This window comes from Citrobacter sp. Cpo045 (assembly GCF_030332875.1).
In the GTDB taxonomy this organism is placed as follows: Bacteria; Pseudomonadota; Gammaproteobacteria; order Enterobacterales; family Enterobacteriaceae; genus Citrobacter; species Citrobacter portucalensis.
Window position 1 is genome coordinate 60,114 of sequence record NZ_JAOWGZ010000036.1, and the last position, 26,012, is coordinate 86,125.

Genomic DNA, 26,012 nt, shown 5'->3' on the forward strand with positions numbered 1-26,012 from the left:
GCCTGACTGTTTTACTTCATCCGTTATACTAGCGGCATATCCTGGCAGGAGTGTTTATGAATCAAACCTATGGGCGGCTAGTGAGCCGGGCGGCAATCGCGGCAACCGTGATGGCATCGCTGTTACTTTTGATCAAAATTTTTGCGTGGTGGTACACCGGATCGGTCAGTATTCTGGCAGCACTGGTGGATTCTCTGGTGGACATCGCGGCGTCGTTAACCAATCTGTTGGTGGTGCGCTATTCGCTGCAGCCCGCAGATGATGAACATACGTTCGGACACGGAAAAGCGGAATCGCTGGCGGCGTTGGCGCAAAGCATGTTTATTTCTGGTTCGGCGCTGTTTTTATTCCTGACCGGGATTCAGCATCTCATCCAACCCACGCCGATGAAAGATCCGGGCGTTGGGGTGGTTGTCACCATCATTGCGTTAGTGTGTACAATCATTCTGGTCTCGTTTCAGCGCTGGGTAGTGAAGCGTACGCAAAGTCAGGCCGTTCGGGCAGATATGCTTCATTATCAGTCTGATGTTATGATGAACGGTGCGATTCTCATTGCGCTCGGGCTGGCATGGTATGGCTGGCATCGTGCAGATGCCTTGTTTGCGCTGGGGATTGGCATCTATATTTTATATAGCGCATTACGCATGGGGTATGAGGCAGTGCAATCTTTGCTGGATCGCGCTTTACCCGATGAGGAACGTCAGGAAATTATTGATATAGTGACGTCATGGCCTGGAGTCAGCGGCGCTCACGATCTTCGCACGCGGCAGTCAGGGCCGACTCGCTTTATTCAGATTCATTTGGAAATGGAAGATAATCTGCCGCTCGTTCAGGCGCATTTAGTGGCTGAACAGGTTGAGCAGGCAATTTTACGGCGTTTCCCGGGATCGGATGTCATCATTCATCAGGATCCCTGTTCAGTCGTACCCAAGGAAGGCAAGATGTTTGAGCTTTCATAATTCGTTGTAAAAAAAGTGAACCGGGCCAGCATTTTGTGTATAAATTACCACCATTTGGCCTGACCTGAATCAATTCAGCAGGAAGTGATTGTTATACTATCTGCATATTCGTTGGATCGTTTCGATATGCGGAATCGACTTCCGGCAGCAGATTTCATTTTGCATTCCAAAGTTCAGAGGTAGTCATGATTAAGAAAATCGGTGTGTTGACAAGCGGCGGTGATGCGCCGGGCATGAACGCAGCAATCCGTGGTGTTGTACGTGCAGCGTTGACGGAAGGGCTGGAAGTCATGGGGATCCATGATGGCTACCTGGGTTTGTATGAAGACCGTATGGTCCAGCTTGACCGCTACAGCGTGTCCGACATGATCAACCGTGGCGGTACTTTCCTCGGTTCTGCTCGCTTCCCGGAATTCCGTGATGAAAACGTACGTGCGGTAGCTATCGAAAACCTGAAGAAGCGTGGCATCGACGCCCTGGTTGTTATCGGGGGTGACGGTTCTTACATGGGTGCAAAACGCCTGACTGAAATGGGCTTCCCATGCATCGGTCTGCCGGGCACTATCGATAACGATATCAAAGGTACCGACTACACCATCGGCTACTTCACTGCTCTGGGCACTGTCGTTGAAGCGATTGACCGCCTGCGTGATACCTCTTCTTCTCACCAGCGCATTTCCATCGTCGAAGTGATGGGCCGCTACTGTGGTGACCTGACCCTGGCGGCTGCAATTGCCGGTGGTTGTGAGTTCGTGGTGGTTCCGGAAGTGGAATTCAGCCGTGACGATTTGGTTACTGAAATCAAAGCGGGCATCGCGAAAGGTAAAAAACACGCAATCGTAGCGATCACTGAACACATGTGTGACGTTGACGAACTGGCGCATTACATCGAGAAGGAAACGGGCCGCGAAACGCGTGCAACCGTACTGGGTCACATCCAGCGTGGTGGTTCCCCGGTTCCTTACGACCGTATCCTGGCATCCCGCATGGGCGCATATGCGATTGCACTGTTGCTGGAAGGCCACGGCGGTCGCTGCGTAGGTATTCAGAACGAGCAGCTGGTTCACCACGACATCATCGACGCTATCGAAAACATGAAGCGTCCGTTCAAAGGTGACTGGCTGGACTGCGCGAAAAAACTGTACTAATTGCAATTGCCGGATGGCGGCTTGCGCCTTATCCGGCCTACATGATGCAAATCGTAGGCCTGATAAGCGTAGCGTCATCAGGCAAAAACTCGACTCCATATATTCCCCCAAGTTATAGCAAATCTTTTTTTATTCTTTAATGTTTGGATTCCTTTCTGGCACGCTTTGCTCATCACAACACTACCTAAGAGAGCTGGGCGATGAACAAATGGGGCGTAGGGTTAACATTATTGCTGGCATCGACCAGCGTTCTGGCAAAGGATATTCAGTTACTTAACGTATCGTACGATCCAACGCGTGAACTGTACGAGCAGTACAATAAGGCCTTCAGCGCGCACTGGAAGCAGGAAACGGGCGACAACGTTGTGATCCGCCAGTCGCACGGCGGTTCGGGTAAACAGGCGACTTCCGTCATCAACGGCATTGAAGCCGATGTTGTGACGCTGGCACTGGCTTACGACGTGGATGCCATTGCTGAACGTGGCCGTATCGATAAAAACTGGATTAAACGCCTGCCGGATAACTCCGCGCCTTACACCTCCACCATCGTGTTCCTGGTCCGCAAAGGCAATCCCAAACAAATTCATGACTGGAACGATTTAATCAAACCGGGCGTGTCGGTCATTACGCCAAACCCGAAAAGCTCCGGCGGAGCTCGCTGGAACTATCTGGCGGCATGGGGCTATGCCCTGCACCACAACAACAACGATCAGGCCAAGGCACAAGACTTTGTGAAGGCCCTGTATAAAAACGTTGAGGTACTCGATTCTGGCGCACGTGGCTCAACCAATACCTTCGTTGAACGTGGTATCGGTGATGTGCTGATTGCCTGGGAAAACGAAGCGCTGTTGGCAACGAACGAGCTGGGCAAAGATAAATTCGAGATAGTGACCCCGAGTGAATCTATCCTCGCGGAGCCTACCGTGTCCGTGGTTGATAAAGTGGTGGAAAAGAAAGATACCAAAGCGGTGGCGGAAGCTTACCTGAAGTATCTCTACTCTCCGGAAGGCCAGGAAATTGCGGCGAAAAACTACTATCGTCCACGTGATGCAGAAGTCGCGAAGAAATACGAAAACGCATTTCCGAAGCTGAAGCTGTTCACTATCGACGAAGAGTTTGGCGGCTGGACGAAAGCGCAGAAAGAGCACTTCTCTAACGGCGGTACGTTCGACCAAATCAGTAAACGATAAATAATCTGTGATTTACCGACCCGGTGGCCAAGCGCGACCGGGTTTTTTATTTGTCATGGTTTTGCGTTACTCTTGCCCTTCAATGGGATACAGGAAACGCGTAATGAAAAAAGCAGGCTATCTTTTACTGGCGGTGATTATGGTCGCCGCCGCTGCAGGTATCGGGTACTGGAAATTCACCGGCAACCCGGACGCATTACGCCAGATCGTTCTTCAGCAATGCCTGCCGCACCAGTTGCAGCAGCAGGACCCCGCCCCATGCGCTGAAGTAAAGCCGGATGCCGGATATGTGGTGTTCAAAGACCGTAACGGCCCACTGCAATATCTGTTGATGCCTACCTGGCGGATCAACGGTACGGAAAGTCCGCTGCTGTTGAAATCAGGCACGCCGAACTTTTTCTGGCTGGCCTGGCAGGCGCGTAGCTTTATGAGCCAAAAATACGGCCAGGAAATCCCTGACAAAGCAGTCTCTCTGACCATTAACTCACGTAGCGGGCGTACGCAAAATCACCTGCATATTCATATCTCCTGCCTGCGAACCGATGTCAGAAAGCAGCTGGATGACAACCTGGCGAAAATCAGTACCCGCTGGCTACCATTACCGGGTGGGCTGCGCGGTCATGAATATCTGGCACGTCGCGTCACGGAAAATGAACTGGCACAACGCAGCCCGTTTATGATGCTGGCGGAAGAGGTGCCGGATGCGCGTGAGCATATGGGCAGCTATGCGTTGGCGATGGTACGCCAGAGCGACGAATCCTTTGTCCTGCTGGCTACTCAGCGCAATCTGCTGGCACTGAATCTCGCCTCTGCTGAGGAAATTCAGGATCATCAATGTGATATTCTGCGTTAACCCCACCTAATCTGGCGTTTACTCCGCATGCCTGTCCCCGTATTCTTGTTGAAAAAAACAACAGGAGACAGGCATGTCGCTCTGGCTTACACACCCTCTGTTTATCCCCTCTCTGGTGGTTGGTATCACCATTCTGCTCTGGGCTACGTCGCTGCTGCCGGAGTTTATAACGGCGTTGCTGTTCTTTGCCGTGGCGATGGTGGCCAAAATCGCGCCACCGGATGTGATTTTTGGCGGCTTTGCGTCCTCCGCATTCTGGCTGGTGTTTAGCGGCTTTGTACTGGGTATCGCGATTCGTAAAACGGGGCTGGCGGACAGGGCGGCGAGGGCGCTGTCATCGAGGTTGACTGATTCCTGGCCGTTAATGGTGGCGAGCGTAGTGCTGCTGAGTTACGCGCTGGCATTTGTGATGCCATCCAACATGGGCCGCATTGCGCTGCTGATGCCGATCGTCGCGGCGATGGCGAAACGGGCTGGAATTAACGACGGCACGCGCGCCTGGTATGGTCTAGCACTGGCCGTCGGGTTTGGGACGTTCCAGCTTTCTGCGACGATTTTACCCGCTAACGTACCGAATCTGGTGATGAGCGGCGCGGCGGAAGGCTCTTACGGTATCCACCTCAATTATCTTCCCTATTTGCTGCTGCATACGCCGGTTCTGGGTTGGCTTAAAGGCGCGGTGCTCATTGTGCTTATCTGCTGGTTGTTCCCTGGCAAGCCGCATGCGCCGCGCGATCTCACGCCGCCGGAGCCGATGAGCCGGGATGAAAAACGTCTGGCCTGGATGTTAGCGGTGGTGCTGTTCTTGTGGGTAAGCGAAAGCTGGCACGGCATTGGCCCTGCGTGGACCGGACTGGCTGCGGCAGTTATCACATTGCTACCACGGGTTGGCTTTATCAATGGCGACGAGTTTTCCACTGGGGTCAACATTCGTACCTGTATTTATGTGGCGGGTATTCTGGGGCTGGCGATCACCGTCACGCAAACCGGTATTGGTAGCGCTGTTGGCGAAGCGCTGTTACAGGTGATGCCGCTGGATGCGGAAAAGCCGTTTACCAGTTTCCTCGCGCTGACCGGTATTACCACTGCGCTTAATTTTATTATGACGGCGAACGGTGTTCCGGCGCTGTATACCACGTTGGCGCAAAGTTTTGCCGATGCGACGGGATTCCCTCTGCTGTCGGTGATTATGATCCAGGTGCTGGGTTATTCAACGCCACTGTTGCCGTATCAGGCTTCACCGATCGTAGTGGCGATGGCGCTCGGGAAAGTACCTGCAAGGGCGGGGATGCTGCTGTGTATCGCACTGGCGGCGGCAACGTATTTGATTCTTCTGCCGCTGGATTACGCCTGGTTTACGGTGTTAGGAAAACTGTAGATGTATCAAAATGTTAATTTTATGTTTTGTGAGTGAGTGAATTGTATTATGTGCGGCAATATCGGTTAATGCCTGAGCGCAGATTTGCGCACTGGAAATTCAAGGATTGATTCATGGACAGTTTGACCCCTATCCGCTGTTGGCCTGCCATCATCTCGCTCGTGATTACGCTGACCATCTGGTTTGTTATCCCGTGTCCTCCTGACGTAACCCCGCAAGCGTGGCACCTGCTGGCACTGTTTATTGGTACGATCGCTGCGATTATCGGTAAGGCTATGCCCATTGGCGCAATTGCGATTGTGGCGATTATGCTGGTGGCGATGACTGGCGTTACTAACCCCGGCAAACCCTCCGCGGCGTTGAACGATGCGTTGAGTGGCTTTTCTAACCAGTTAATCTGGCTGATTGGTTTATCCATTATGCTGTCGCAAAGTCTGTTAAAGACTGGCCTGGGAGCGCGTATTGGCTACGGGTTTATTGCGCTATTTGGTAAAAGAACGCTGGGTATTGCGTGGGCATTAACCCTTGCGGAAACGCTAATTGCACCCGTAACGCCAAGCAATACCGCACGTGGCGGCGGCATTATCCACCCGGTAATGCGGGCGATTGCGGAAAGCCTCGGCTCGCAGCCCGGCCATGCCGAGAATGGCTCAACGGGCCGTTATCTCGCGCTGGTGAACTACAACATTAACCCGATCAGCTCGGCAATGTTCATCACCGCGACCGCACCTAACCCGTTAATCGTCAGCTTTTTGACGAAGGGGACGGATGGAGTGCTGAACATGACCTGGGGAATGTGGGCTATTGCGGCGCTTCTTCCTGCTCTGGTATCACTGGTTGTCATGCCGATTGTAATCTGGTGGCTCTATCCGCCAGCTATCACGCGCACGCCAAATGCGCCGCAGTTCGCGCGGCAAAAACTGGATGCGCTGGGTCCACTATCACTGGCAGAAAAAATCACCCTGGCAGTGTTCATTTTGCTGCTCTGCCTGTGGGCGGGTGTTCCAGCGATGCTGATGGGTAGTGCCTGGAGCGTAAACCCCACTAGCGCCGCGTTAATTGGTTTGTCGATTCTATTGATGGCGGGCGTATTGAGCTGGGATGACATTCTTAAATGCCGCGGGGCATGGGATACGATAGTCTGGTTTGCCGCGCTGGTGATGATGGCGGATTTTCTCAGCAAACTGGGGTTGGTGGGATGGCTGGCAACCAGCGTTGGTAGCGCAATCGACCATCTTGGCGTGCACTGGAGTGTTGCAACGCTGCTGTTGATTCTGCTTTATGTCTACTCGCACTACTTTTTCGCCAGCACTACTGCGCATATTACGGCTATGTTCGCTGCGTTCTTCGCCGCAGGATTAGGCCTCGGCGCGCCGCCAGCATTGCTTGGTTTAATGCTCGGTTTCTCCTCCTCCTTGATGATGTCGCTCACGCACTATGGCACGGGTACTGCGCCGATCATCTTTGGTTCGGGCTATGTCACGCTGGCAGAGTGGTGGAAAACGGGGCTGGTGATGAGTGTGGTCAACCTGACCATTTGGGGGGTGACCGGCGCCTTCTGGTGGCACTGGTTGGGGTACTGGTAGTTAATACGGCGGGAGGAGTGCTCCTCCCGCCTTAACAACTTAAGCCTGTTTAGCGGCTTCTGCTGCTTTAACGATGACTGCGAAGGCGTCTGCTTTCAGAGAAGCACCACCAACCAGCGCACCGTCGATGTCCGGCTGAGCAAACAGTTCTGCCGCGTTAGCTGCGTTTACAGAACCGCCGTACTGGATGATTACTTGCTCAGCGATTTTCGCGTCAGCTTTAGCAATGTGGTCACGAATAAATTTGTGAACAGCCTGAGCCTGAGCAGGAGTTGCAGATTTACCGGTACCGATAGCCCATACTGGTTCGTAAGCGATAACGACGCCTTCGAATGCTGCCGCGCCCTGAGTTTTCAGAACCGCGTCGATCTGACGTGCACAAACTTCTTCAGTTTTGCCCGCTTCGTTTTCTGCTTCGGTTTCACCGATGCACAGAACTGGAGTCAGACCCTGCTCTTTCAGTACGGCGAATTTTTTAGCGATCAGCTCGTCAGATTCTTTGTGGTAAGTACGACGCTCAGAGTGACCGATAATGATGTACTGTGCGCCGATGTCTTTCAGCATTTCAGCACTTGTTTCACCAGTGAATGCGCCAGACAGGTTCAGGTCAACGTTCTGCGCGCCCAGAATGATGTGGCTACCGGCAGCGGCGTGTTTCGCCAGGTCGATATACATTTCCGGCGGAGCAATCGCTACTGCACAGCCAGCAACGCCAGCCAGTTCTTTACGCAGATTAGCAACCAGTTCGTTTACCATGTGGCGGCTGCCGTTCAGTTTCCAGTTACCCATCACTAAAGGATGTCGCATTTCATTTCTCCACGCTTGTCAGCGAATTAAGGAATATGGCCGCCCGTCAGGGCAGCATGGTCTGTGAAACAGTATAGAGATTCATCCCCCGAAAGGCTTTGCTTTTTGTCATTTCCCCGTCATTCTCCACGTTACAGGTGCGTTGGCTGTACTCTCTCACCCCAGTCTCTTACTGATGTAAGCTCCTGGGGATTCGTTGCGTCGCCGCCTTCCTGAAACGTGAATAATTTAGGGGGAATTCGACCCTTCGAGGTTTTCAGATAGAGCCAGCTTAATCGGTTCAACAGCGAAGGTCAGCCCCTTTTCACCGTTATCTGCCACGACATAGCGAATTGCGCCTTCTGTTTCGGCGTAATAGTGCTTACCTTTGCCTGCGGCGAGCAGTTTTTGTAGCTTTTTCTGGCTCTGTTCCTTCGTCAGTAGCGGTGCGACGGTGCGGATGACGGCGGTCATGTATTCCAGCGCTTTCGCTTTAGCTGCCTTTTGCTCTGGTCCCTGAATTGGTAACCAGGTTATCTGCATGCTTTTGATTTTCAGGGTACCGCGCTCAAGGGCGGAAGACGCATACAGGTTTTCATTGATTTTGCTGGCCGCGCGGGTGAGATTTGCCCGATCGCGACTGCTGTCGATGGCGCGGAACTCATTCAGGATAAGCTTCGGATTCTGTGTATTAAAGTTTTCGCGAAACTGGCTAATCGACAGGTCAAAGGTCGGCGCGCCCGCCAGTAAATAGGGGGCTGTGGTTGCCGTCGATGGCTCTTCCGCCAATGCCGCAGGGCTGGCGGTTAAGGCTGAAAACAATAATAAAAACAGTGTAAATCCGTGCTTCATCAATCGTACCTTTCATTCTCACTGCTCACGATTAAAACGGTAACCGTCGAGCTTGTCAAAAGGGTAAACTGTTCTGGAAGGTAATAATAAAGGAACTTACATGACCATACAGCAGTGGTTATTCTCATTTAAAGGGCGCATCGGGCGCCGTGATTTCTGGATTTGGATTGGCCTATGGATCGTCGGCATGCTGGTTCTGTTTTCGCTGGCGAGCAAACAATTACTCGATATTCAGACCGCGGCTTTTTGTCTGGTGTGTCTGCTATGGCCAACGGCGGCAGTGACGGTAAAACGTCTGCATGACCGGGGACGTTCCGGAGCGTGGGCGCTGTTGATGATTCTGGCGTGGATGCTGCTGGCCGGAAATTGGGTGATGTTACCCGGCGTCTGGCAATGGGCGGTAGGCCGCTTTGTTCCAACGTTGATTCTGGTCGGCATGCTTATCGATCTGGGTGCGTTCATTGGCACCCAGGACGCAAATAAATATGGTAAGGATACGCAGGACGTAAAGTACAGAGCTGACTCGTAGGCCGGATAAGTGTAAGCGCCATCCGGCAAAATGCCCGGGTGTTTACCGGGCATTGAAACGTTCTTACCAGTAGTGCTCTGCGGTCATATGGCCCGGTCGGCGGCGCAGGTGTTTGGTCATCTGCCGGGTGTCCTTCAGCAACTGCTGGGTATCGCGCACCATCTGCGGGTTTCCGCACAGCATCACATGACAGGTTTCTTTATCCATTGGCAGCCCGACCGCTTTTTCCAGTTCACCGCTTTCAATTAGTGCCGGTACACGCCCGGTCAGCGAATCTGCCACGGTTTCACGACTGACCACCGTCTGGATGCGTAATTTACCTTCGTAGCGCTTTTCCAGGGCCTGCATCAACGGTAGATAGCTCAAATCGGCGGCATAGCGCGCGGCGTGGACCAGCACCAGATTTTTGAAGCGATCCAGGTCTTTGCCTAATTGCAGAATCGACAAATATGGGCCGATAGCCGTGCCGGTTGCCAGCATCCACAGCGTGTCGCAATCGGGGACTTCATCCAGCACGAAGAAACCAGCAGCTTCACTCACCACCTGGACTTCATCGCCAGGCTTCAGTGCTGCCAGACGAGGGCTGAGTTTGCCGTCGGGAACCGTCACCAGATAAAACTCTAAATCGGGGTTATCAGGGGCATTGACGTAAGAATAGGCGCGCTGGACGCGTTCGCCGTCGATCTCAAGGCCAAGCTTGGTGAATTGACCTGCAGTGAAAGGAAGAACCGGAGCTCGCACGGTCAAACTAAACAGGGCATCGGTCCAGTTCTGTACCTTCGTGACTTTGCCTGTTACCCAATCTGCCATGGTTTTCTCCTGTCTGCTTTGATTGCCTTATCTTCGTTCGTTGGACGAAAGATTTCCAGCCCATATGGGCTGGAAGGCTCTATTGATCAAATCAATTACAGGATGTGCGCCTGTACATCGGGATCTTTGCGATCGAGGTAGTGAATTGACTGAATGCGACGGATCGTACGTGATTTACCGCGGATCAGCAGCGTTTCGGTGGTCGCGATATTACCTTTGCGGCTAATCCCTTCCAGCAAATCGCCTTTGGTGATGCCGGTGGCGGAGAAAATGACGTTGTCGCTACGTGCCATTTCATCGAGACGCAGCGCTTTGCCCGCTTCAATACCCATGGCGGCGCAACGAGCGAGTTCTTGTTCGCCAATGCGACGGTTCTCTTCGCTGTCGCCTTTGACGTCATGACGTGCCAGCAAACGGCCTTGCATGTCGCCGTCCAGCGCGCGGATAACGGCGGCAGAAACGACACCTTCCGGTGCGCCGCCAATGCCGTACAGCACGTCAACTTCACTGTCTGGCATGCAGGTCAGAATGGAGGCCGCAACGTCACCGTCTGGAATAGCAAAAACACGCACGCCCAGTTTTTGCATTTCGGCGATCGTTTCATCATGGCGTGGCTTGGCCAGAATGGTGACGGTCAGTTCACTCAGCGGCTTATTGAGTGCAGCGGCAACGTTCTGCAGGTTGGCTTCCAGCGACAGGTTCAGGTCGATAGACCCTTTTGCGCCTGGGCCGACAATCAGCTTTTCCATGTACATGTCTGGCGCGTTCAGGAAGCAGCCTTTATCGCCAACAGCCAGTACGGCCAGCGCGTTTGCCTGACCCATTGCCGTCATGCGTGTGCCTTCGATAGGATCGACGGCGATGTCGACCGCATCACCAAGACCGGTCCCGACTTTCTCACCGATAAACAGCATCGGTGCTTCATCGATCTCACCCTCGCCAATCACGATGGTGCCGTCGATATTGACCTGGTTGAGCATAATACGCATGGCGTTTACCGCCGCGCCGTCAGCGGTATTTTTGTCGCCGCGGCCCAGCCATTTATAGCCAGCCAGCGCGGCCGCTTCGGTCACGCGTGAAAATTCAATGGCAAGTTCTCGTCTCATTGCAAACTCGTAGCTGAAAGGAATGGCGCGAAGTGTAGCACAGGGGAGGGGGCGAGATTATTGATGTGTGTGCGGGGTTGCCCCCGCACGAAGATATTGCCGGATAAGGCACAGTTGCCATCCGGCTATGACGTATTACTCGTCGTGATCTTCCCATGCCATGGCGCGTTTGACCGCTTTTTTCCAGCCGCTGTAACGGAAGTTACGTTCGGTGGTTTCGATGCCTGGGCGGAATTCACGCTCGATGACCGCTTTTTCCTGCAGCTCATCCAGATTCTGCCAGAAGCCTACTGCCAGACCGGCCAGGTATGCCGCACCCAATGCGGTGACTTCGCGGACTTCCGGGCGCTCAACGCGCGTGCCGAGAATGTCGGACTGGAACTGCATCAGGAAGTTGTTGGCGACCGCACCGCCATCGACGCGCAGGGCGTGCAGGCGAATACCGGAGTCAGCCTGCATTGCTTCCAGAACATCACGAGTCTGGTATGCAATAGATTCAAGCGTGGCACGGATGATGTGGTTGGAGTTTACCCCACGGGTCAGACCAAAGATGGCGCCGCGAGCATACGGGTCCCAGTATGGTGCGCCCAGGCCAGTAAATGCCGGAACGACGTACACGCCGTTGGTGTCTTTCACTTTGGTGGCGAAATATTCGGAGTCGAACGCATCGCTGATGAGTTTCATTTCATCACGTAGCCACTGGATAGATGCGCCAGCCATAAATACCGCACCTTCCAGCGCGTAGTTCACTTCCCCGGTCGGTCCGCAAGCGATGGTGGTCAGCAGTCCGTTTTCGGACTTAACGGCTTTCTCGCCGGTGTTCATCAGCATGAAGCAGCCGGTACCGTAAGTGTTTTTCGCCATCCCTTCCTTCACGCACAGCTGGCCAAACAGCGCCGCCTGCTGGTCACCGGCGATACCGGAGATAGGAATACGAATACCGCCTTTACCACCGATGTTGGTCTGGCCGTACACTTCAGAAGAGCGACGAACTTCAGGCAGCATTGCACGCGGAATATCCAGCGCATCCAGCATCGTGTCATCCCAGTCCAGGGAGTGGATGTTGAACAGCATGGTACGTGAGGCATTGGTGTAATCCGTGACGTGTACACGTCCCTGCGTCATTTTCCAGATAAGCCAGGTATCTACAGTACCGAACAGCAGTTCGCCGCGACGAGCGCGCTCACGTGAGCCTTCTACGTGGTCGAGGATCCACTTCACTTTGGTGCCGGAGAAGTACGGGTCAATGACCAGACCTGTATTATTACGGATGTACTCTTCCATACCGTCGCGCTTGAGCTTTTCGCAGATTTCCGCGGTACGACGACACTGCCACACAATCGCGTTATAGATAGGTTTACCGGTTTCGCGTTCCCAGACAATGGTGGTTTCACGCTGGTTGGTAATACCGATCGCTGCAATTTCATCGGAACTGATATCGGCTTTCGCCAGAACTTCTACCAGCGTGGAGCTTTGGGTCGCCCAAATTTCCATCGGGTCATGTTCTACCCAACCTGCTTTCGGGTAAATTTGTTCGAATTCGCGCTGTGAAACGGCAACGATATTCGCATCGTGGTCCATTACGACCGCGCGGGAGCTGGTGGTGCCCTGGTCGAGCGCAACGATATATTTTTTTTCAGTCATAATTTTTTGTCCCGTAGTCACATTACTGCGAAGCTTTTTGTTGAGTGTTGGCCGCAACGTCTTTTTCTTCAATCGCGCAGACATCGCACGGTAAATGACGACCAATCAGTTTGCGATATGCCCATGCGCCCAAAATCGCGCCGGTAATCGGGCCAAACACCGGAACCAGGAAGTAAGGGATATCGCGACCACCCGTGAAGGCAATCTCACCCCATCCGGCCATCCAGGCGAAGAGTTTCGGTCCGAAGTCACGTGCCGGGTTCATCGCAAAACCTGTCAGCGGACCCATGGAAGCACCAATAACGGCAATCAACAAGCCGATCAGCAGTGGTGCCAGCGGACCACGAGGTACACCGTTACCATCGTCGGTCAGAGCCAGAATCAGCCCCATTAGAATAGCGGTAATGACCATTTCAACCGCGAAGGCCTGCACAAAATTGATATGCGGGTTCGGATAGGTGGAGAAAGTACCTGCCAGACCCAGGCTCTCGGTACTGCCGCGTACGATATGGTTAGTTTGTTCGAAATCGAGGAAAAGATTGTAATAAAGCCCGTAAACCAGTGCCGCTGCGCAAAAGGCGCCGGCAATTTGCGAAATAATAAAAGGAACAACTTTGCGTTTATCAAAACAGGCGAACAGCCAGAGTGCGATGGTTACCGCGGGATTCAGGTGTGCACCAGAAACGCCTGCGGTCAGATAGATAGCCATCGCTACCCCCAGACCCCAGATGATACTGATTTCCCACTGACCAAAAGTAGCCCCAGCCACTTTAAGTGCAGCGACACAGCCCACACCGAAGAAAATCAACAACCCGGTACCGAGGAATTCAGCAATGCACTGGCCTTTTAAGGTTGATGTTTGACTCATAATCGGATCCTGAAGAGAGTTTAATGTTTATTGTGTGCGAGAAGGTCACTGACATCCCCGGAGCCGGTAGGCACACTGTTAATTTATCGTTAACGCGCAAAAACGAGAAATATCGAAATTAAAATGTGTGTACTGCATCAACAAAATGAGCGTTTTCGCGCCATTGTGAGGTATTTGTTATACAAAAATAGTGTGAGCTGAATCATTTCACTGATCAATCTGTTAACACTTAAGAGTTATGACAGTAATGTCACCAGGAGAAAGACTAAAAGTGTTGCAAACCGCAATCTGCGCGGGATGCCGCTGGACAGGGATGACGCGGCTTCATACAATCGGTGTTAAGTAGAGTGCGCTCGTTTTTATTAAGGCGTCGCCGGTTATCGGGACAAGGATTTTTATCCATCAACGCCTTGCAATTCAGGAGAGGTATGACGATGTCATTAGAAGTGTTTGAGAAACTGGAAGCAAAAGTACAGCAGGCGATTGATACCATCACGCTGTTGCAGATGGAAATCGAAGAGCTGAAAGAAAAGAACAACTCACTGTCGCAGGAAGTTCAGACTGCACAGCAGCAGCGTGAAGAACTGGAGCGTGAGAACAATAGCCTGAAAGAACAGCAGAGCGGCTGGCAGGATCGTCTGCATGCCCTGCTGGGTCGTATGGAAGAAGTCTAATCCTCGTCATATTTCACGTTATGGCGGCGTTGGCTGCGTGCATTCACCCCAGTCACATAGTGACCTATGCTCCTGGGGATTCACTTACTTGCCGCCTTGCCCTGACGTGAAATCTTTAGAGGATTTAGAGTGCGAGTTTGTAGGCCGGATAAGGCGTAAGCCGCCATCCGGCAATCAGTGACACGCATAAAAAAGGCACCTTGCGGTGCCTTTTTCGCTTACTCGATATCGAGCGGGTCTTCGGAGAGGATTATCCCGGTGTTATCGGCGTACAGGTGGTCGCCGGAGAAGAACGTCACGCCACCGAAGTTGACGCGTACATCGCTTTCCCCAATGCCTTCACCTGAGGCACCTACCGGAATAGCGGCAATCGCCTGAATGCCGATATCCAGTTCTTCCAGATCGTCTACCTGGCGTACTGAGCCGTAGATGACCAGACCTTCCCATTCATTCTGTACGGCCAGCCGTGCCAGTTCGGCATCGACCAGCGCACGACGGACAGAACCGCCGCCATCGACCAGCAGAATGCGACCACGGCCGTTTTGTTCGAGCAGATCGTACAGCAACCCGTTGTCCTCGAAACATTTTACCGTGATGATTTGTCCGCCAAACGACGACCGTCCTCCAAAGTTAGAGAACAGCGGTTCCACGACGTTGACATCTTCCTGATAGATGTCACAAAGCTCGGATGTATCGTATTTCATAGGCTTAACGTTCAGTTGCTGCGAGAATTTTTAGTATATCGCGCTATGTGTACTGTTGGCAAAATCATCAATTGTTAATTGATATTTGTCAGTTAAAGAGACCACTGACTTAAGAAAATTCCAACGACAAACAGCAGGTTAGTTAACAATGCCGCTTTTACGGTGCGTTCCAGCATCGGACGCATTGCAGCCGGGTCCATCTCGCGCATTACATAGCGAGCCTGTTTGATCAGCAGCGGAGCGGCGAGGATAAACAGCCATCCCCACAGGCTTTGCAGTGAGAACAGGTTGAACAGTGCCAGACAGACCAGCGTGCCCATCAGCAGACAGGCGTGGTAGCGGCGGGCATTGACAGCGCCTAAACGCACGACCAGCGTGTTCTTGCCATTCTCTCTGTCGCTGTTGATATCGCGCAGGTTGTTGACGTTGAGCACGGCGGTTGCCAGCAGGCCGCAGGCGGTGGCAGGCAGAATCAGCGCTGGAATCAACGTATGCGCCTGCAGGTACCAACTTCCCATTACGCTGAGCCAGCCGAAGAATACCAGCACAGAAATATCGCCCAGGCCGATATATCCGTAAGGGCGATTACCCACGGTGTAGGTGATCGCGGCGATAATCGACAGACCGCCGAGCACCAGGAAACCGACAAAATCCGCCAGCGTGTGACAGGCTACAGCAACCAGGGCCAGCCCGGACAGACAGATCAGCACCACGGTGACGATCAGCGCGCGCTTCATCTGCTGTTGGGTGATGACCCCTTTTTGCATACCGCGCAGCGGTCCAATACGGTCGGGCTTGTCGCTGCCTTTGACGGCATCGCCATAGTCGTTAGCGAGATTGGACAGAATTTGCAGCAGTCCTGCCGTAATCAATGCCAGCAGAGCAACCAGCGGATCGAAGTATCCTTGCCACCATGCTAATGCCGTACCGACGATGATCGCCGCGAAGGCGAGCGGTAAGGTCTTAGGTCGTAAACTTTCCAGCCAGGCTTGTGAGCGGCTAATTTGTTGTTGTTCAGTCATATTTAGCGCCAATAAAAATGGGGCTTTATCAGCCCCATCAACAGTGATGAAAATGCATTGAACGCGATTATAGGATAAAACGGCTCAGATCTTCATCTGCGACCAGCGCATCCAGATGTTTGCTCACATATTCGGCATCAATTGTGATGCTTTGGCCGTTCAAATCGCTCGCATCATAGGAAATATCTTCCATCAGACGTTCCAGAACGGTATGCAGACGACGTGCACCGATGTTTTCGGTGGTTTCGTTAACCTGCCAGGCCGCTTCGGCAATGCGTTTAATACCGGATTCAGTGAAGTTGATGTCCACACCTTCAGTCGCCATCAGCGCTTTGTACTGGACGGTGATGGAGGCATTCGGTTCGGTAAGGATACGCTCAAAATCGCTGGTGGTCAGCGCCTGCAGCTCGACACGAATCGGCAGACGACCCTGCAGTTCTGGGATCAGGTCGGACGGTTTGGCTACCTGGAATGCACCAGAAGCGATAAACAGAATGTGATCTGTTTTCACCATGCCGTGCTTGGTGGAGACCGTGCAGCCTTCAACCAGCGGCAGCAGGTCGCGCTGTACGCCTTCACGGGACACGTCCGGGCCGGAGGATTCGCCGCGCTTACAGATTTTGTCGATTTCGTCGATAAACACGATCCCGTGCTGCTCAACGGCGTCGATAGCTTCTTGTTTCAGCTCTTCCGGGTTCACCAGTTTGGCCGCTTCTTCTTCAATCAGCAGCTTCATCGCGTCTTTGATTTTCAGCTTACGCGGTTTTTGCTTCTGACCGCCCAGGTTCTGGAACATGGACTGCAGCTGGCTGGTCATCTCTTCCATTCCTGGAGGCGCCATAATTTCAACGCCCATCGGTGCGGCCGCGAGATCGATTTCGATCTCTTTATCATCCAGCTGGCCTTCACGCAGTTTTTTACGGAATGCCTGACGCGCTGCAGAAGGTTCCTGCGGCTGCTCTGACTGCCCCCAGTTATTTTTAGCTGGTGGGATCAGCACGTCGAGAATGCGCTCTTCCGCCATCTCTTCGGCACGGAAGCGGTTTTTCTCAATTGCCTGCACGCGGACCATTTTGATGGCAGCATCGGTCAGATCGCGGATGATGGAATCTACTTCTTTACCAACATAGCCGACTTCGGTGAATTTTGTTGCTTCGACTTTGATGAACGGCGCGTTGGCCAGTTTTGCCAGACGACGGGCGATTTCGGTTTTACCGACGCCGGTCGGGCCAATCATCAGAATGTTTTTCGGCGTGACTTCATGACGCAACTCTTCGTTGAGCTGCATACGACGCCAGCGGTTACGCAGGGCGATCGCCACGGAACGCTTAGCGTTATCCTGGCCGATGATGTGTTTGTTCAGTTCGCTGACAATTTCGCGTGGGGTCATTTCAGACATGGGGGATCCTTACGCTTTGGAGTTCAATTCTTCGATGGTATGGAAGTGGTTGGTATAAATGCAGATATCCCCTGCAATATCCAACGCTTTCTCAGCAATCTCGCGTGCGCCAAGCTCGGTATTTTCAAGCAGAGCGCGTGCAGCAGCCTGGGCGTAGGGACCGCCGGAGCCTATAGCAATCAGATCGTTTTCTGGCTGGATGACGTCGCCGTTACCGGTGATGATGAGCGATGCAGTTTCATCTGCGACGGCCAGCAGCGCTTCGAGTTTGCGCAGCATACGGTCGGTACGCCAGTCTTTTGCCAGTTCAACGGCAGCTTTCACCAGGTGACCCTGGTGCATTTCCAGCTTGCGTTCAAACAGTTCAAACAGCGTGAATGCATCCGCAGTACCGCCCGCAAAGCCCGCGATGACTTTATCGTTGTACAGACGGCGGACTTTCTTCACGTTGCCTTTCATTACGGTGTTACCCAGTGTGGCCTGACCATCACCGGCGATTACCACATGGCCGTTACGGCGTACGCTTACTATTGTTGTCACGAGCAGACCCCTTGGTTACAAATGCAATGTACAGGCCCCGCACAGTGTACGGGGCGTAATGCAAGTATAGATGGGGGGGATTTTGGGGGTTTCAACCCCCAGTGGAGAGTCGAATGCAGTTTGTGTGACCAGCAACCTTCAGGCGGCTGATGGTGTTGTCGGCATTCTCTTTGCCCTTGACCGGACCAATGACCACACGATTCCAGCCGTTATTGGTGGTAATACGGGAGTTAAAGCCTTCAAAGGCCAGCTGCGCACGCACAGTTTCTGCCTGCTCAGCGCCTTTAAATGATCCGCACTGAACCATCCAGCGGCGTTCATCTTTTTTCTCAGCAGTCTGTTTTGGCGGCTGTGTTTCATTCGTTATTGGCGCGGCCGGTTGCGTTTTCGGCTGAGCGGCGGTGGTATGCGCAGGCGTTTGCAGCAGATCCTGATACGGCTGTTGCGCCGCCGGTTTTGGCTGCGTTTTCGGCTGCTGTACCGGCGCGGCTTGTGCTGTACGCGTTTGCTGCTGCTGATACGGCTGTTCTGTTGCCCGTGGACGCGGCTGCTGAGCCTGCTGCTGTGCGTTATTCCACTGCTGCTGTTGCACCTGACGCTGACGCTGCAGCGTTTGCTGGCGTTGTTCAGGCGTTTGCTCGTTCCACGGTACTTCGTTGAGCTGCGTCGGCTGTTGACGCATATCAGCCTGCATTTGCGCCAATAGCTGGCGCTGCTCATTGGTTAGCTGGTCGGCATTCAGTACCTCGCCGCCCGCAGACGGTTCGGTAGGCGCACGTACGCCAGGCTGACGGCTTTCCAGCTCTTTGATGTATCGCCAGCGCTCTTCCGGTTTTGGCGGAATGCCATTACCGGTGACTTTCTGGTTTTGCAGCGTTTCGGACTCTTCTTTCTTGTGATGCGTAATGAAGTACAGACCACCGATAAAGGTCACGAGTACGGCTGCAGCAATAGCAACCATTGCGGGCGATACCGCAGGCGTATTGCGTTGTTTTTTCCGTGATGTGCTCTTCTTGCGCCGCGAAGGTGCCGGTTGGCCGCGACGTACATAATCTCGTTGTGCCACTATCGTTTCGCTGTATTTATTCGTTCGTCAGCCCGCCATGTTACTTAAGCGGCGGGCCTTTGACCAGACAGGGGAGTCCGAAAGCACTTTACTTTACGTCAGTGCCCGGGTAGTACCCCGAATAATAAGCTCGCAGTCCAGTAAACGTGAGCCACTGCTGACGCTCTGCCCTTGTAATTGATCGAGCAGTAACAGCATAGCTTCACGTCCGATATCGAAACGCGGCTGTGCGACGGTTGTCAGGGGTGGATCACAAAATTCCGTGAGCGAAATGTTATCAAAGCCAATAATGGATAAATCATCAGGGACTTTCAGACCCTGACGTTTGGCGTAAGAGAGTGCACCCAGCGCCATGACGTCGCTGTGACAAAAGACAGCGGTAGGCGGCTGCGGTAGTTCAAGGAGCTGCTTCAACGCATTGGCTCCCGCTTCATAGGTAAAGTCACCGCGCGCGATGAAATGCGGATCGACCGTAATTCCGCTGCGGCGTAATGCCTGAACGTAGCCTTGCAGACGGTAATGGCACAGCGGCATATCTTCGGGTCCGGCGATACAACCAATGCGTTTATGCCCCAGTTCCAGCAGATAATTCATCGCGTTAAAGGCGGCGGTGAGGTTATCAATGTGCACGGTAGGGAGTTCCAGCTCTGGCGCGAACTCGTTCGACATGACCATCGGCGGTAAATTGCGCTGTTCTTCCACGCTGGCATCAAACGGCAGGCGCGAGCTGAGCAGTACCATGCCATCGATCTGCTTGGTGATAATGAGGTTAAGAAACGTCTTTTCCTGCTGGTTCTGGTGCGCGCAGTCGCCAATAAGCACCAGGTATCCCTGTTCTGCGGCAGTCACTTCGATGCCACGAATCACTTCGCTAAAAAACGGATCGCAGATATCCGGCACAATCACCAGAATGGTACGTGACTCATTACGCTTAACGTTACGTCCCATTGATTGGGGTAGATATCCCACTTCCAGTGCTGCCTGCTCAACCTTGTTACGGGTTGACTGCGAGACTTTGTCCGGGTTCATTAATGCGCGGGATACGGTTGCCGTTGAGACTTTCGCCTTCAGAGCAACATCTTTCATTGTAGCGGCGGCAACCTGCTTATTCGGTTTCACTCTTTCTCCTCGCCAGAGAGCTGCTGGCACAGACTCGTCCCTGGATAACCTTCATCTGAAACATTTTTATCAGATAGTGAATGGAAGCGGTTACAGAATTTTCATAAAAAGTGTGATGGATCTTTAATTTTACGATCCGCCTCGCATCGTGAGGGGTTATCCCTCGATGGGATCGACATCCAGCACCCATTTAACCTTGCGTGCATCGGGTAGCGTATTGATCAGTGCCAGCGTGCCGCTGACGATATGTTGCAGACGAATTCGTGATGGATGTTGCAACAATATTTGCCAACGATAACGACCACCGCGTTTGGGCGCCAGTGCGGGAACCGGGCCGAGCACCCAGAGTTTGTCATCAGCCAACGGGCTGGCTTGAATGAGATTCCGTAGTTGCTGCAAGAACATTGGTGCATGCTGGTTGTTATGATCTTCTGCCCGCACGATCACATGGCTGGTCCACGGTGGAAGCTGGAGCGTTTGTCGCTCGGCCAGCGCCTGTTCGGCAAACGCGTCATAGCCTTTATACAGCAAGGTTTGCAGCAGCGGATGTTCAGGATGGTGCGTTTGCAGCACCACTTCGCCTTGCTTCCCGGCGCGTCCGGCACGGCCAGAGACCTGCGTATAGAGCTGGGCGAAGCGTTCTGCTGACCGGAAATCTGCGGAGAATAGCGCGCCGTCAACGTCCAGCAGCGCCACCAGAGTGACGTCCGGGAAGTGGTGGCCTTTGGCCAGCATTTGCGTGCCTATAAGAATTCGTGCGCCGCCGCGATGCACTTCCGCCAGATGCTGCTCCAGCGACCCTTTACGGCTGGTGGTGTCGCGGTCTATACGTGAAATTGGCACACCGGGGAAAAAAGGTGCCAGAGCCTGCTCAAGCTGTTCGGTGCCGAGTCCTACCGGAACCATATGCGTCGAACCGCAGGAGGGGCACTGACGCGGTATTGGGCGCTGGCTGTCGCAGTGGTGGCAACGCAGGTGGTGCTGCGCCTGATGTAGCGTGTAGTAATGATCGCAACGCGGACATTCGGCAATCCAACCACAGTCGTGGCACAGCAGCGCAGGCGCAAAACCACGACGGTTCAAAAACAGGATCACCTGGTTATCCGCCTGCAGGTGCTGACGCATACGGGCGATCAGCGCAGGGGCGAGTCCGGCCTGCACCTGCTGACCTTTGAGATCCAGCACGTGCTGAGTGGCTGGGCGCGCATTTCCGGCGCGGCGCGTCAGGCGTAGCATGCGATATTTGTTCTGCCGCACGTTACACAGCGTTTCCAGTGCCGGGGTGGCTGAGCCGAGAATAATCGGGATTTGCTCGCTATGGGCGCGGTAAACCGCGAGGTCGCGCGCATGATAGCGCCAGCCTTCCTGCTGTTTATAAGAGCTGTCGTGTTCTTCGTCGATGACAATCACGCCGAGATTTTTAAACGGCGTAAACAGCGAAGAACGCGTGCCGATAACAATCGCCGCCTCGCCATTTTTTGCTTTCAGCCAGGCTGAAAGACGTTCACTGTCGTTTAAACCGGAGTGCAGGACTTCGACCGGCGCATTAAAACGTTCGCGAAAACGGGCAATAGTTTGCGGCGTCAGGCCAATCTCCGGCACCATCACCAGAGCCTGCTTGCCCTGGGCAAGGACGTTTTCCAGAACGCTGAGATAGACCTCTGTTTTGCCTGATCCCGTTACGCCCGCTAATAGCCAGGCGCTAAAACTGTCTGAGGCGCTGTGAATCGCCCCGACGGCGGTGGCCTGCTCGGTGTTCAGCCGCAGACGCTCACCGGAAACCGCGTAGTGCGTACGCCAGTCGCTAAAGCCTGGTGTTTCGCTCGCCAGATCGCACAGCCCTTTTTTCCGCAGTGCCTGTAATGCGGCATCATTAAATTCCAGTTCAGCCACCTGGTCGCGCCAGATTTTCCCCTGGCGTAGCGCAGCCAGCGCCTGTTGCTGCTTGGGAGAACGCTTCAGGCTGTTGAGGTCAATAACCTGGCCTTCTTCAGTGGCAAACCAGTACCACATGGGCGCGTTTGTCGCCGGGCGTCCCTGGCGCAGTAAAATTGGCAGAGCGTGAAACAGTACGTCACCGATGGGATGATGATAATAATCAGCCGCCCACAACAGCAGACGCCAGACAGAGGTCGAGTAGACAGGTTCGCTGTCCAGCACTTCGAGAACGGCTTTCAATTCGCTCCGCGGCAGTTCACTGTGCTCGCTGACGGAAAGGACGATACCCACGCGCTCCTGCTGCTTGCCAAAGGGCACGCGTACACGACACCCGGCTTTGGCACTCAAGCCTTCCGGCAGGAGGTAGTCAAAGGTGCGAGGTAGCGGAACAGGTAAGGCAACGTGCGCAACGGGCATTGAATCATCCTGACTTGAAATCTGGCGGGTTAGTATACACATTAGTGGAGGGTAGAATGCGGATCAGTTTGCATGAGCAGGTTAATTTCTGTATGATTCGCCGCCTTTGATGCAAATTGATTGCGTCAAACAATGACCATTACCCGAGAGTTTCAGGCTGTTGATGCAGCGTGAAAGGTGACGGGGAATAATTAACATCGCGTGGTGTCTGGCGTTAGGGCTGGAAGAGCGACGCGGCCTTAAACCGAGGTTTTCCCATGAAAAAAGATATTCACCCGAAATACGAAGAAATTACTGCAAACTGCTCTTGCGGTAACGTCATGAAAATCCGCTCTACCGTCGGTCACGATCTGAACCTGGACGTGTGCGGTCAGTGCCACCCGTTCTATACTGGCAAGCAGCGTGATGTTGCTACCGGTGGCCGTGTTGATCGCTTCAACAAGCGTTTCAGCATCCCAGGCAGCAAGTAAGTTTCAGCTGTCAGAAAAAAGCGCCTTATGGCGCTTTTTTTGTTTCTGCGCTTCAGAACTGAAATATATATTGATGTATTGAATAATCTATTTTATTTAATAAATAAAACGGTGTTTTATTTTTTCGATAAAATATTGCAACTGGTGATCTGCGTCCTTTTTATCTTCTGTCTTTTGCCACTTTTACCAGCTCCTGGCAAAATACCAAAGGTTTCTGCTTTCTTTCTAAAATACACTTTCGTGGAAATATAAAATTAATCTAAAAGCCTTTTTGTTTTCCCATTTTATGGACAAACGAGATGGATTATTTCCGTTGTTGAGTGTGAAGAGGGATTGTCATGAAATTTAAATCTGCGTTATTACTGATTCCATTATTCTCTGCGGCCGCACAGGCGGGTTATGTTGATTACCGTCATGAATATTATGACGATGGGCGTAATTACGATCGTGTTTATATGTCTCACCGTTTTGCCACGGGTTTTGGTGTGGCAGTAGAAGCCATTTCTCGTTCCGAAAACACGCAGTCAAATGATGCGTGGAATAATATGGAAAGTAACGGCAACGAGTATACCGCAAGTTACCAGTTCACATGGCAGGGTCTTGTCTGGCAGCCCGGTATTGCGATCGAAACGGGCGATAATATCGCGATTTATAAGCCTTATATCCGCGTACAGTACAACATCAACGACAACTGGTGGACCGCGTTCCGCTATCGTCAGGAGTACATGCGCAGAAACACTGACGGCAAAGATGACCGCATGGTCTATCGTCCGGAAGCCTGGCTTGGTTATAACGTCAATGACTGGATGTTTGAGCTAAATGGTATTTATAAAATTGCCGATAGCGAAGATTTATATAACAACCGGAAAGATGATTATGAATATAACTTCCGCGTGGCGTACAAATTAGGCTCCTGGGTTCCATTTGTTGAGGTTGGCAACGTTTCCTCGGGTTATAACACAACAACGACAGACGATCGTCAGACCCGTTATCGTGTCGGTCTTGGTTATAACTTTTAATCGGTAATAGTTTTCGTATCGGCTGATTACGTCGATAAGCATAGTTTGTGTGAATAATATGTCTAAGGAGTTGACATCATGTCTAATGATGGAACTATTATCGGAAATAATGAAACCACTGCCGTCAGGCCTTTCGGAATTAGAGATAAAATTGGTTATTTATGTGGTGACCTCGGAACCTGTTTTATTCTTGGCTTAGTTAATAGTTTTTTAATGATTTATTACACTAACGTCCTCGGTATTTCCGGCGTTATTGTTGGCTCACTCTATTTTGTGACCAAACTCTTTGATGCGTTCGTTGATGTTGGTGTAGGGCGCTTATGCGATACCTCTAAACTGACGGTACATGGACGTTTCAACCCGTGGGTGCGTCGCATGAAGTATCCATTTTGCATCATTGCGGTTGTCCTGTTCCTGCCGTTTGTGAATGATTTTTCTTATACGGCGAAAATCATCTACATCTGCTGCTCCTATTTCATTTACGGTTCGCTGTTATCTACCGTGAGTATTCCGTACGGCGCTATGTCTGCGGCGATTAGCTCGAATCCTGATGATCGTGTATCGCTTTCAACCTGGCGTAGCGTTGGGTCAGCAATTGGCGGTGGGGCAACTGGCTTTTTCATTCCAATCCTGATGTACACCACCCTGGTGGATGGAAGCCAGGTGATTTCCGGGCAACACTTCTTCTGGATTTCCATTGGTTGCGCAGTGCTGGGCTTGATCTTTTTATCCTTGACCTGTCATTTAACGACGGAGCGCGTGCGCGTGGAGAGAAAAGAGAGCATGCCCGTTTCGGTGTTGCTGAAGGGACTGGCACGCAATAAGGCGCTGATTGTTTTAGTGGTTGTGGATTTGCTGATTGTAATTAATCAGGGGTTGTCCGGTACCAACATGACTTACCTGTTTAATGACTATTTCCACAATAAAGAGGCGATGTCAGTCGCGTTGCTGTTTACCTTTGGTTCCCTGGTTTTGCTGGCGCCATCGGCATCCTGGCTCACGAAGCGGTTTGGTAAAAAAGAAGCCAGCGTAGGCGCGTTGCTTTTTGCCGTGGTCATGTATGTGATTATGTACTTTGTCCACATTACGGATGCAAAGGTCTATCTGGTTTTCTTGTTCCTGGCGACGCTGGGTGCAGGGTTATTCAACCTGATGATTTGGGCGTTTATGACTGATGTTTGTGACTACCATCAGTATGTCACTGGCGATCGCGAGGATGGCACGGTTTATGGTGTGAACTTCTTTGCGCGCAAGGTTGGTCAGGCATGCGCAGGGGCGATTGGTGGCTTTATGTTGGCTATCATTGGCTATCAATCATCGTCAACAGGTGGTGCAGTGCAAACCAGCATTGTGCAGGAAAATATTTATACGATGGCGAATCTCTTGCCGGCGCTATGCCTGTTTTTGGCGGCGGTCATTCTGATTTATTTCTATCCATTGAACCGTACGGAAACGCTCAAAATGGAAGAAACATTGAATAAACTCAATGGTATTAGTAAGTAACACTGTGAGAAAAGGCGGGAGCATTCCCGCCTCTACACGCCCATTGCTGTTCTAACTATCAGTATTCCCACGTTTCCGGGTTGATACCCAGTTCACGCATGATTACCTTTGCTTCTTCCGGGATTTCATCACTGCGTTCTTTACGCAGGTCGTCATCGTTGGGTAAGGGTTGCCCAGTAAAAGCATGCAGAAACGCTTCACACAGCAGTTCGCTGTTGGTGGCGTGGCGCAGGTTGTTCACCTGACGACGCGTGCGTTCATCGGTAAGGATTTTTAACACCTTCAGAGGAATGGAAACCGTAATTTTTTTGACTTGCTCACTCTTCTTACCGTGCTCAGCGTATGGGCTGATATATTCGCCGCTCCATTCAGCCATGAGATACCTAATCCTCTTCGTCATTAATATTGAGGCCAGAACCTGAGCCCGGACCA

General features: G+C 52.5%; 25 protein-coding genes. 11 read left to right on the forward strand and 14 right to left on the reverse strand.

The features are described from left to right. Nucleotides 1–56: 56 nt before the first annotated feature. The 6 genes from fieF (at nucleotide 57) to OGY13_RS00610 (ending at nucleotide 7,114) form a co-directional block, all read left to right on the forward strand. On the forward strand, nucleotides 57–959 hold the full coding sequence (fieF, locus tag OGY13_RS00585; RefSeq protein WP_003825216.1) for a CDF family cation-efflux transporter FieF: 903 nt from the start codon (nucleotides 57–59) through the stop codon (nucleotides 957–959). Nucleotides 960–1,144: 185 nt separating this feature from the next. Further along, entirely contained in the window at nucleotides 1,145–2,107 is a 963-nt protein-coding gene (pfkA, locus tag OGY13_RS00590) for a 6-phosphofructokinase (RefSeq protein ID WP_048237083.1), read from the forward strand. A gap of 200 nt (nucleotides 2,108–2,307) precedes the next feature. After that, the gene (gene sbp, locus OGY13_RS00595) at nucleotides 2,308–3,297 is read left to right on the forward strand and encodes a sulfate/thiosulfate ABC transporter substrate-binding protein Sbp (protein ID WP_008787024.1); all 990 of its coding nucleotides are present in this window, start codon (nucleotides 2,308–2,310) and stop codon (nucleotides 3,295–3,297) included. Between the two features lie 103 nt (nucleotides 3,298–3,400). Next, on the forward strand, nucleotides 3,401–4,150 hold the full coding sequence (locus tag OGY13_RS00600) for a CDP-diacylglycerol diphosphatase (protein ID WP_111466275.1): 750 nt from the start codon (nucleotides 3,401–3,403) through the stop codon (nucleotides 4,148–4,150). A 73-nt stretch (nucleotides 4,151–4,223) separates the two neighbouring features. Continuing rightward, nucleotides 4,224–5,528, forward strand: coding sequence for an SLC13 family permease (locus OGY13_RS00605; protein ID WP_008787026.1), 1,305 nt, complete (start codon nucleotides 4,224–4,226; stop codon nucleotides 5,526–5,528). Between the two features lie 113 nt (nucleotides 5,529–5,641). Next, nucleotides 5,642–7,114 (forward strand): DASS family sodium-coupled anion symporter, encoded by a 1,473-nt coding sequence (locus OGY13_RS00610; RefSeq protein ID WP_003825206.1) that lies wholly within the window; start codon nucleotides 5,642–5,644, stop codon nucleotides 7,112–7,114. A gap of 39 nt (nucleotides 7,115–7,153) precedes the next feature. On the opposite strand, the gene tpiA is transcribed toward OGY13_RS00610, so the two are convergent. Then, nucleotides 7,154–7,921, reverse strand: coding sequence for a triose-phosphate isomerase (gene tpiA, locus OGY13_RS00615; protein WP_003028783.1), 768 nt, complete (start codon nucleotides 7,919–7,921; stop codon nucleotides 7,154–7,156). Between the two features lie 228 nt (nucleotides 7,922–8,149). Continuing rightward, a complete protein-coding gene (locus tag OGY13_RS00620) occupies nucleotides 8,150–8,752 on the reverse strand; it encodes a YiiQ family protein (protein ID WP_032945595.1) in 603 nt (200 codons plus the stop codon). Between the two features lie 100 nt (nucleotides 8,753–8,852). Here OGY13_RS00620 and OGY13_RS00625 point away from each other — a divergent pair, with 100 nt between their 5' ends. Then, nucleotides 8,853–9,281, forward strand: a complete 429-nt coding sequence (locus tag OGY13_RS00625) for a DUF805 domain-containing protein (RefSeq protein WP_213752511.1) — start codon at nucleotides 8,853–8,855, stop codon at nucleotides 9,279–9,281. Between the two features lie 63 nt (nucleotides 9,282–9,344). Here the strand turns inward: OGY13_RS00625 and fpr are convergent, their stop codons facing one another. The 4 genes from fpr to OGY13_RS00645 form a co-directional block, all read right to left on the reverse strand. Then, on the reverse strand, nucleotides 9,345–10,091 hold the full coding sequence (fpr, locus tag OGY13_RS00630) for a ferredoxin--NADP(+) reductase (protein WP_008787029.1): 747 nt from the start codon (nucleotides 10,089–10,091) through the stop codon (nucleotides 9,345–9,347). Nucleotides 10,092–10,186: 95 nt separating this feature from the next. Then, the gene (gene glpX / locus OGY13_RS00635; RefSeq protein WP_008787030.1) at nucleotides 10,187–11,197 is read right to left on the reverse strand and encodes a class II fructose-bisphosphatase; all 1,011 of its coding nucleotides are present in this window, start codon (nucleotides 11,195–11,197) and stop codon (nucleotides 10,187–10,189) included. A 135-nt stretch (nucleotides 11,198–11,332) separates the two neighbouring features. After that, the gene (glpK, locus tag OGY13_RS00640; protein WP_032945601.1) at nucleotides 11,333–12,841 is read right to left on the reverse strand and encodes a glycerol kinase GlpK; all 1,509 of its coding nucleotides are present in this window, start codon (nucleotides 12,839–12,841) and stop codon (nucleotides 11,333–11,335) included. Nucleotides 12,842–12,863: 22 nt separating this feature from the next. Continuing rightward, nucleotides 12,864–13,709 carry an MIP/aquaporin family protein gene (locus OGY13_RS00645; RefSeq protein ID WP_003825195.1) on the reverse strand — a complete coding sequence of 282 codons (846 nt, stop codon included), beginning with the start codon at nucleotides 13,707–13,709 and terminating at the stop codon, nucleotides 12,864–12,866. A gap of 428 nt (nucleotides 13,710–14,137) precedes the next feature. On the opposite strand from OGY13_RS00645, the gene zapB reads away from it, so the two are divergent. Further along, nucleotides 14,138–14,383, forward strand: a complete 246-nt coding sequence (zapB, locus tag OGY13_RS00650) for a septal ring assembly protein ZapB (protein WP_095533156.1) — start codon at nucleotides 14,138–14,140, stop codon at nucleotides 14,381–14,383. Between the two features lie 218 nt (nucleotides 14,384–14,601). Here zapB and rraA read toward each other — a convergent pair whose 3' ends face one another. The 7 genes from rraA to priA all read right to left on the reverse strand — a co-directional run bounded on the left by rraA (nucleotide 14,602) and on the right by priA (nucleotide 22,588). Continuing rightward, on the reverse strand, nucleotides 14,602–15,087 hold the full coding sequence (gene rraA / locus OGY13_RS00655; RefSeq protein ID WP_008787034.1) for a ribonuclease E activity regulator RraA: 486 nt from the start codon (nucleotides 15,085–15,087) through the stop codon (nucleotides 14,602–14,604). Nucleotides 15,088–15,179: 92 nt separating this feature from the next. Then, complete coding sequence (gene menA / locus OGY13_RS00660; RefSeq protein WP_003825185.1) at nucleotides 15,180–16,109, reverse strand: 1,4-dihydroxy-2-naphthoate polyprenyltransferase; 930 nt, start codon at nucleotides 16,107–16,109, stop codon at nucleotides 15,180–15,182. 67 nt (nucleotides 16,110–16,176) lie between these two features. After that, nucleotides 16,177–17,508, reverse strand: a complete 1,332-nt coding sequence (gene hslU / locus OGY13_RS00665; RefSeq protein ID WP_003028803.1) for an ATP-dependent protease ATPase subunit HslU — start codon at nucleotides 17,506–17,508, stop codon at nucleotides 16,177–16,179. Nucleotides 17,509–17,517: 9 nt separating this feature from the next. Next, on the reverse strand, nucleotides 17,518–18,048 hold the full coding sequence (gene hslV, locus OGY13_RS00670; protein ID WP_003028805.1) for an ATP-dependent protease subunit HslV: 531 nt from the start codon (nucleotides 18,046–18,048) through the stop codon (nucleotides 17,518–17,520). Between the two features lie 91 nt (nucleotides 18,049–18,139). Next, entirely contained in the window at nucleotides 18,140–19,114 is a 975-nt protein-coding gene (gene ftsN / locus OGY13_RS00675) for a cell division protein FtsN (RefSeq protein WP_081364640.1), read from the reverse strand. A 93-nt stretch (nucleotides 19,115–19,207) separates the two neighbouring features. After that, entirely contained in the window at nucleotides 19,208–20,233 is a 1,026-nt protein-coding gene (gene cytR, locus OGY13_RS00680; RefSeq protein WP_003825179.1) for a DNA-binding transcriptional regulator CytR, read from the reverse strand. Between the two features lie 156 nt (nucleotides 20,234–20,389). After that, nucleotides 20,390–22,588 (reverse strand): primosomal protein N', encoded by a 2,199-nt coding sequence (gene priA, locus OGY13_RS00685; protein WP_048215183.1) that lies wholly within the window; start codon nucleotides 22,586–22,588, stop codon nucleotides 20,390–20,392. A gap of 257 nt (nucleotides 22,589–22,845) precedes the next feature. On the opposite strand from priA, the gene rpmE reads away from it, so the two are divergent. The 3 genes from rpmE (at nucleotide 22,846) to OGY13_RS00700 (ending at nucleotide 25,580) form a co-directional block, all read left to right on the forward strand. Then, entirely contained in the window at nucleotides 22,846–23,058 is a 213-nt protein-coding gene (gene rpmE / locus OGY13_RS00690; RefSeq protein ID WP_008787040.1) for a 50S ribosomal protein L31, read from the forward strand. A gap of 338 nt (nucleotides 23,059–23,396) precedes the next feature. Beyond that, nucleotides 23,397–24,077 (forward strand): oligogalacturonate-specific porin KdgM family protein, encoded by a 681-nt coding sequence (locus OGY13_RS00695; RefSeq protein ID WP_003825173.1) that lies wholly within the window; start codon nucleotides 23,397–23,399, stop codon nucleotides 24,075–24,077. A 78-nt stretch (nucleotides 24,078–24,155) separates the two neighbouring features. Continuing rightward, nucleotides 24,156–25,580 (forward strand): MFS transporter, encoded by a 1,425-nt coding sequence (locus OGY13_RS00700; RefSeq protein ID WP_003825170.1) that lies wholly within the window; start codon nucleotides 24,156–24,158, stop codon nucleotides 25,578–25,580. Nucleotides 25,581–25,638: 58 nt separating this feature from the next. Here OGY13_RS00700 and metJ read toward each other — a convergent pair whose 3' ends face one another. Next, a complete protein-coding gene (gene metJ, locus OGY13_RS00705; protein ID WP_003825168.1) occupies nucleotides 25,639–25,956 on the reverse strand; it encodes a met regulon transcriptional regulator MetJ in 318 nt (105 codons plus the stop codon). Nucleotides 25,957–26,012: the final 56 nt, after the last annotated feature.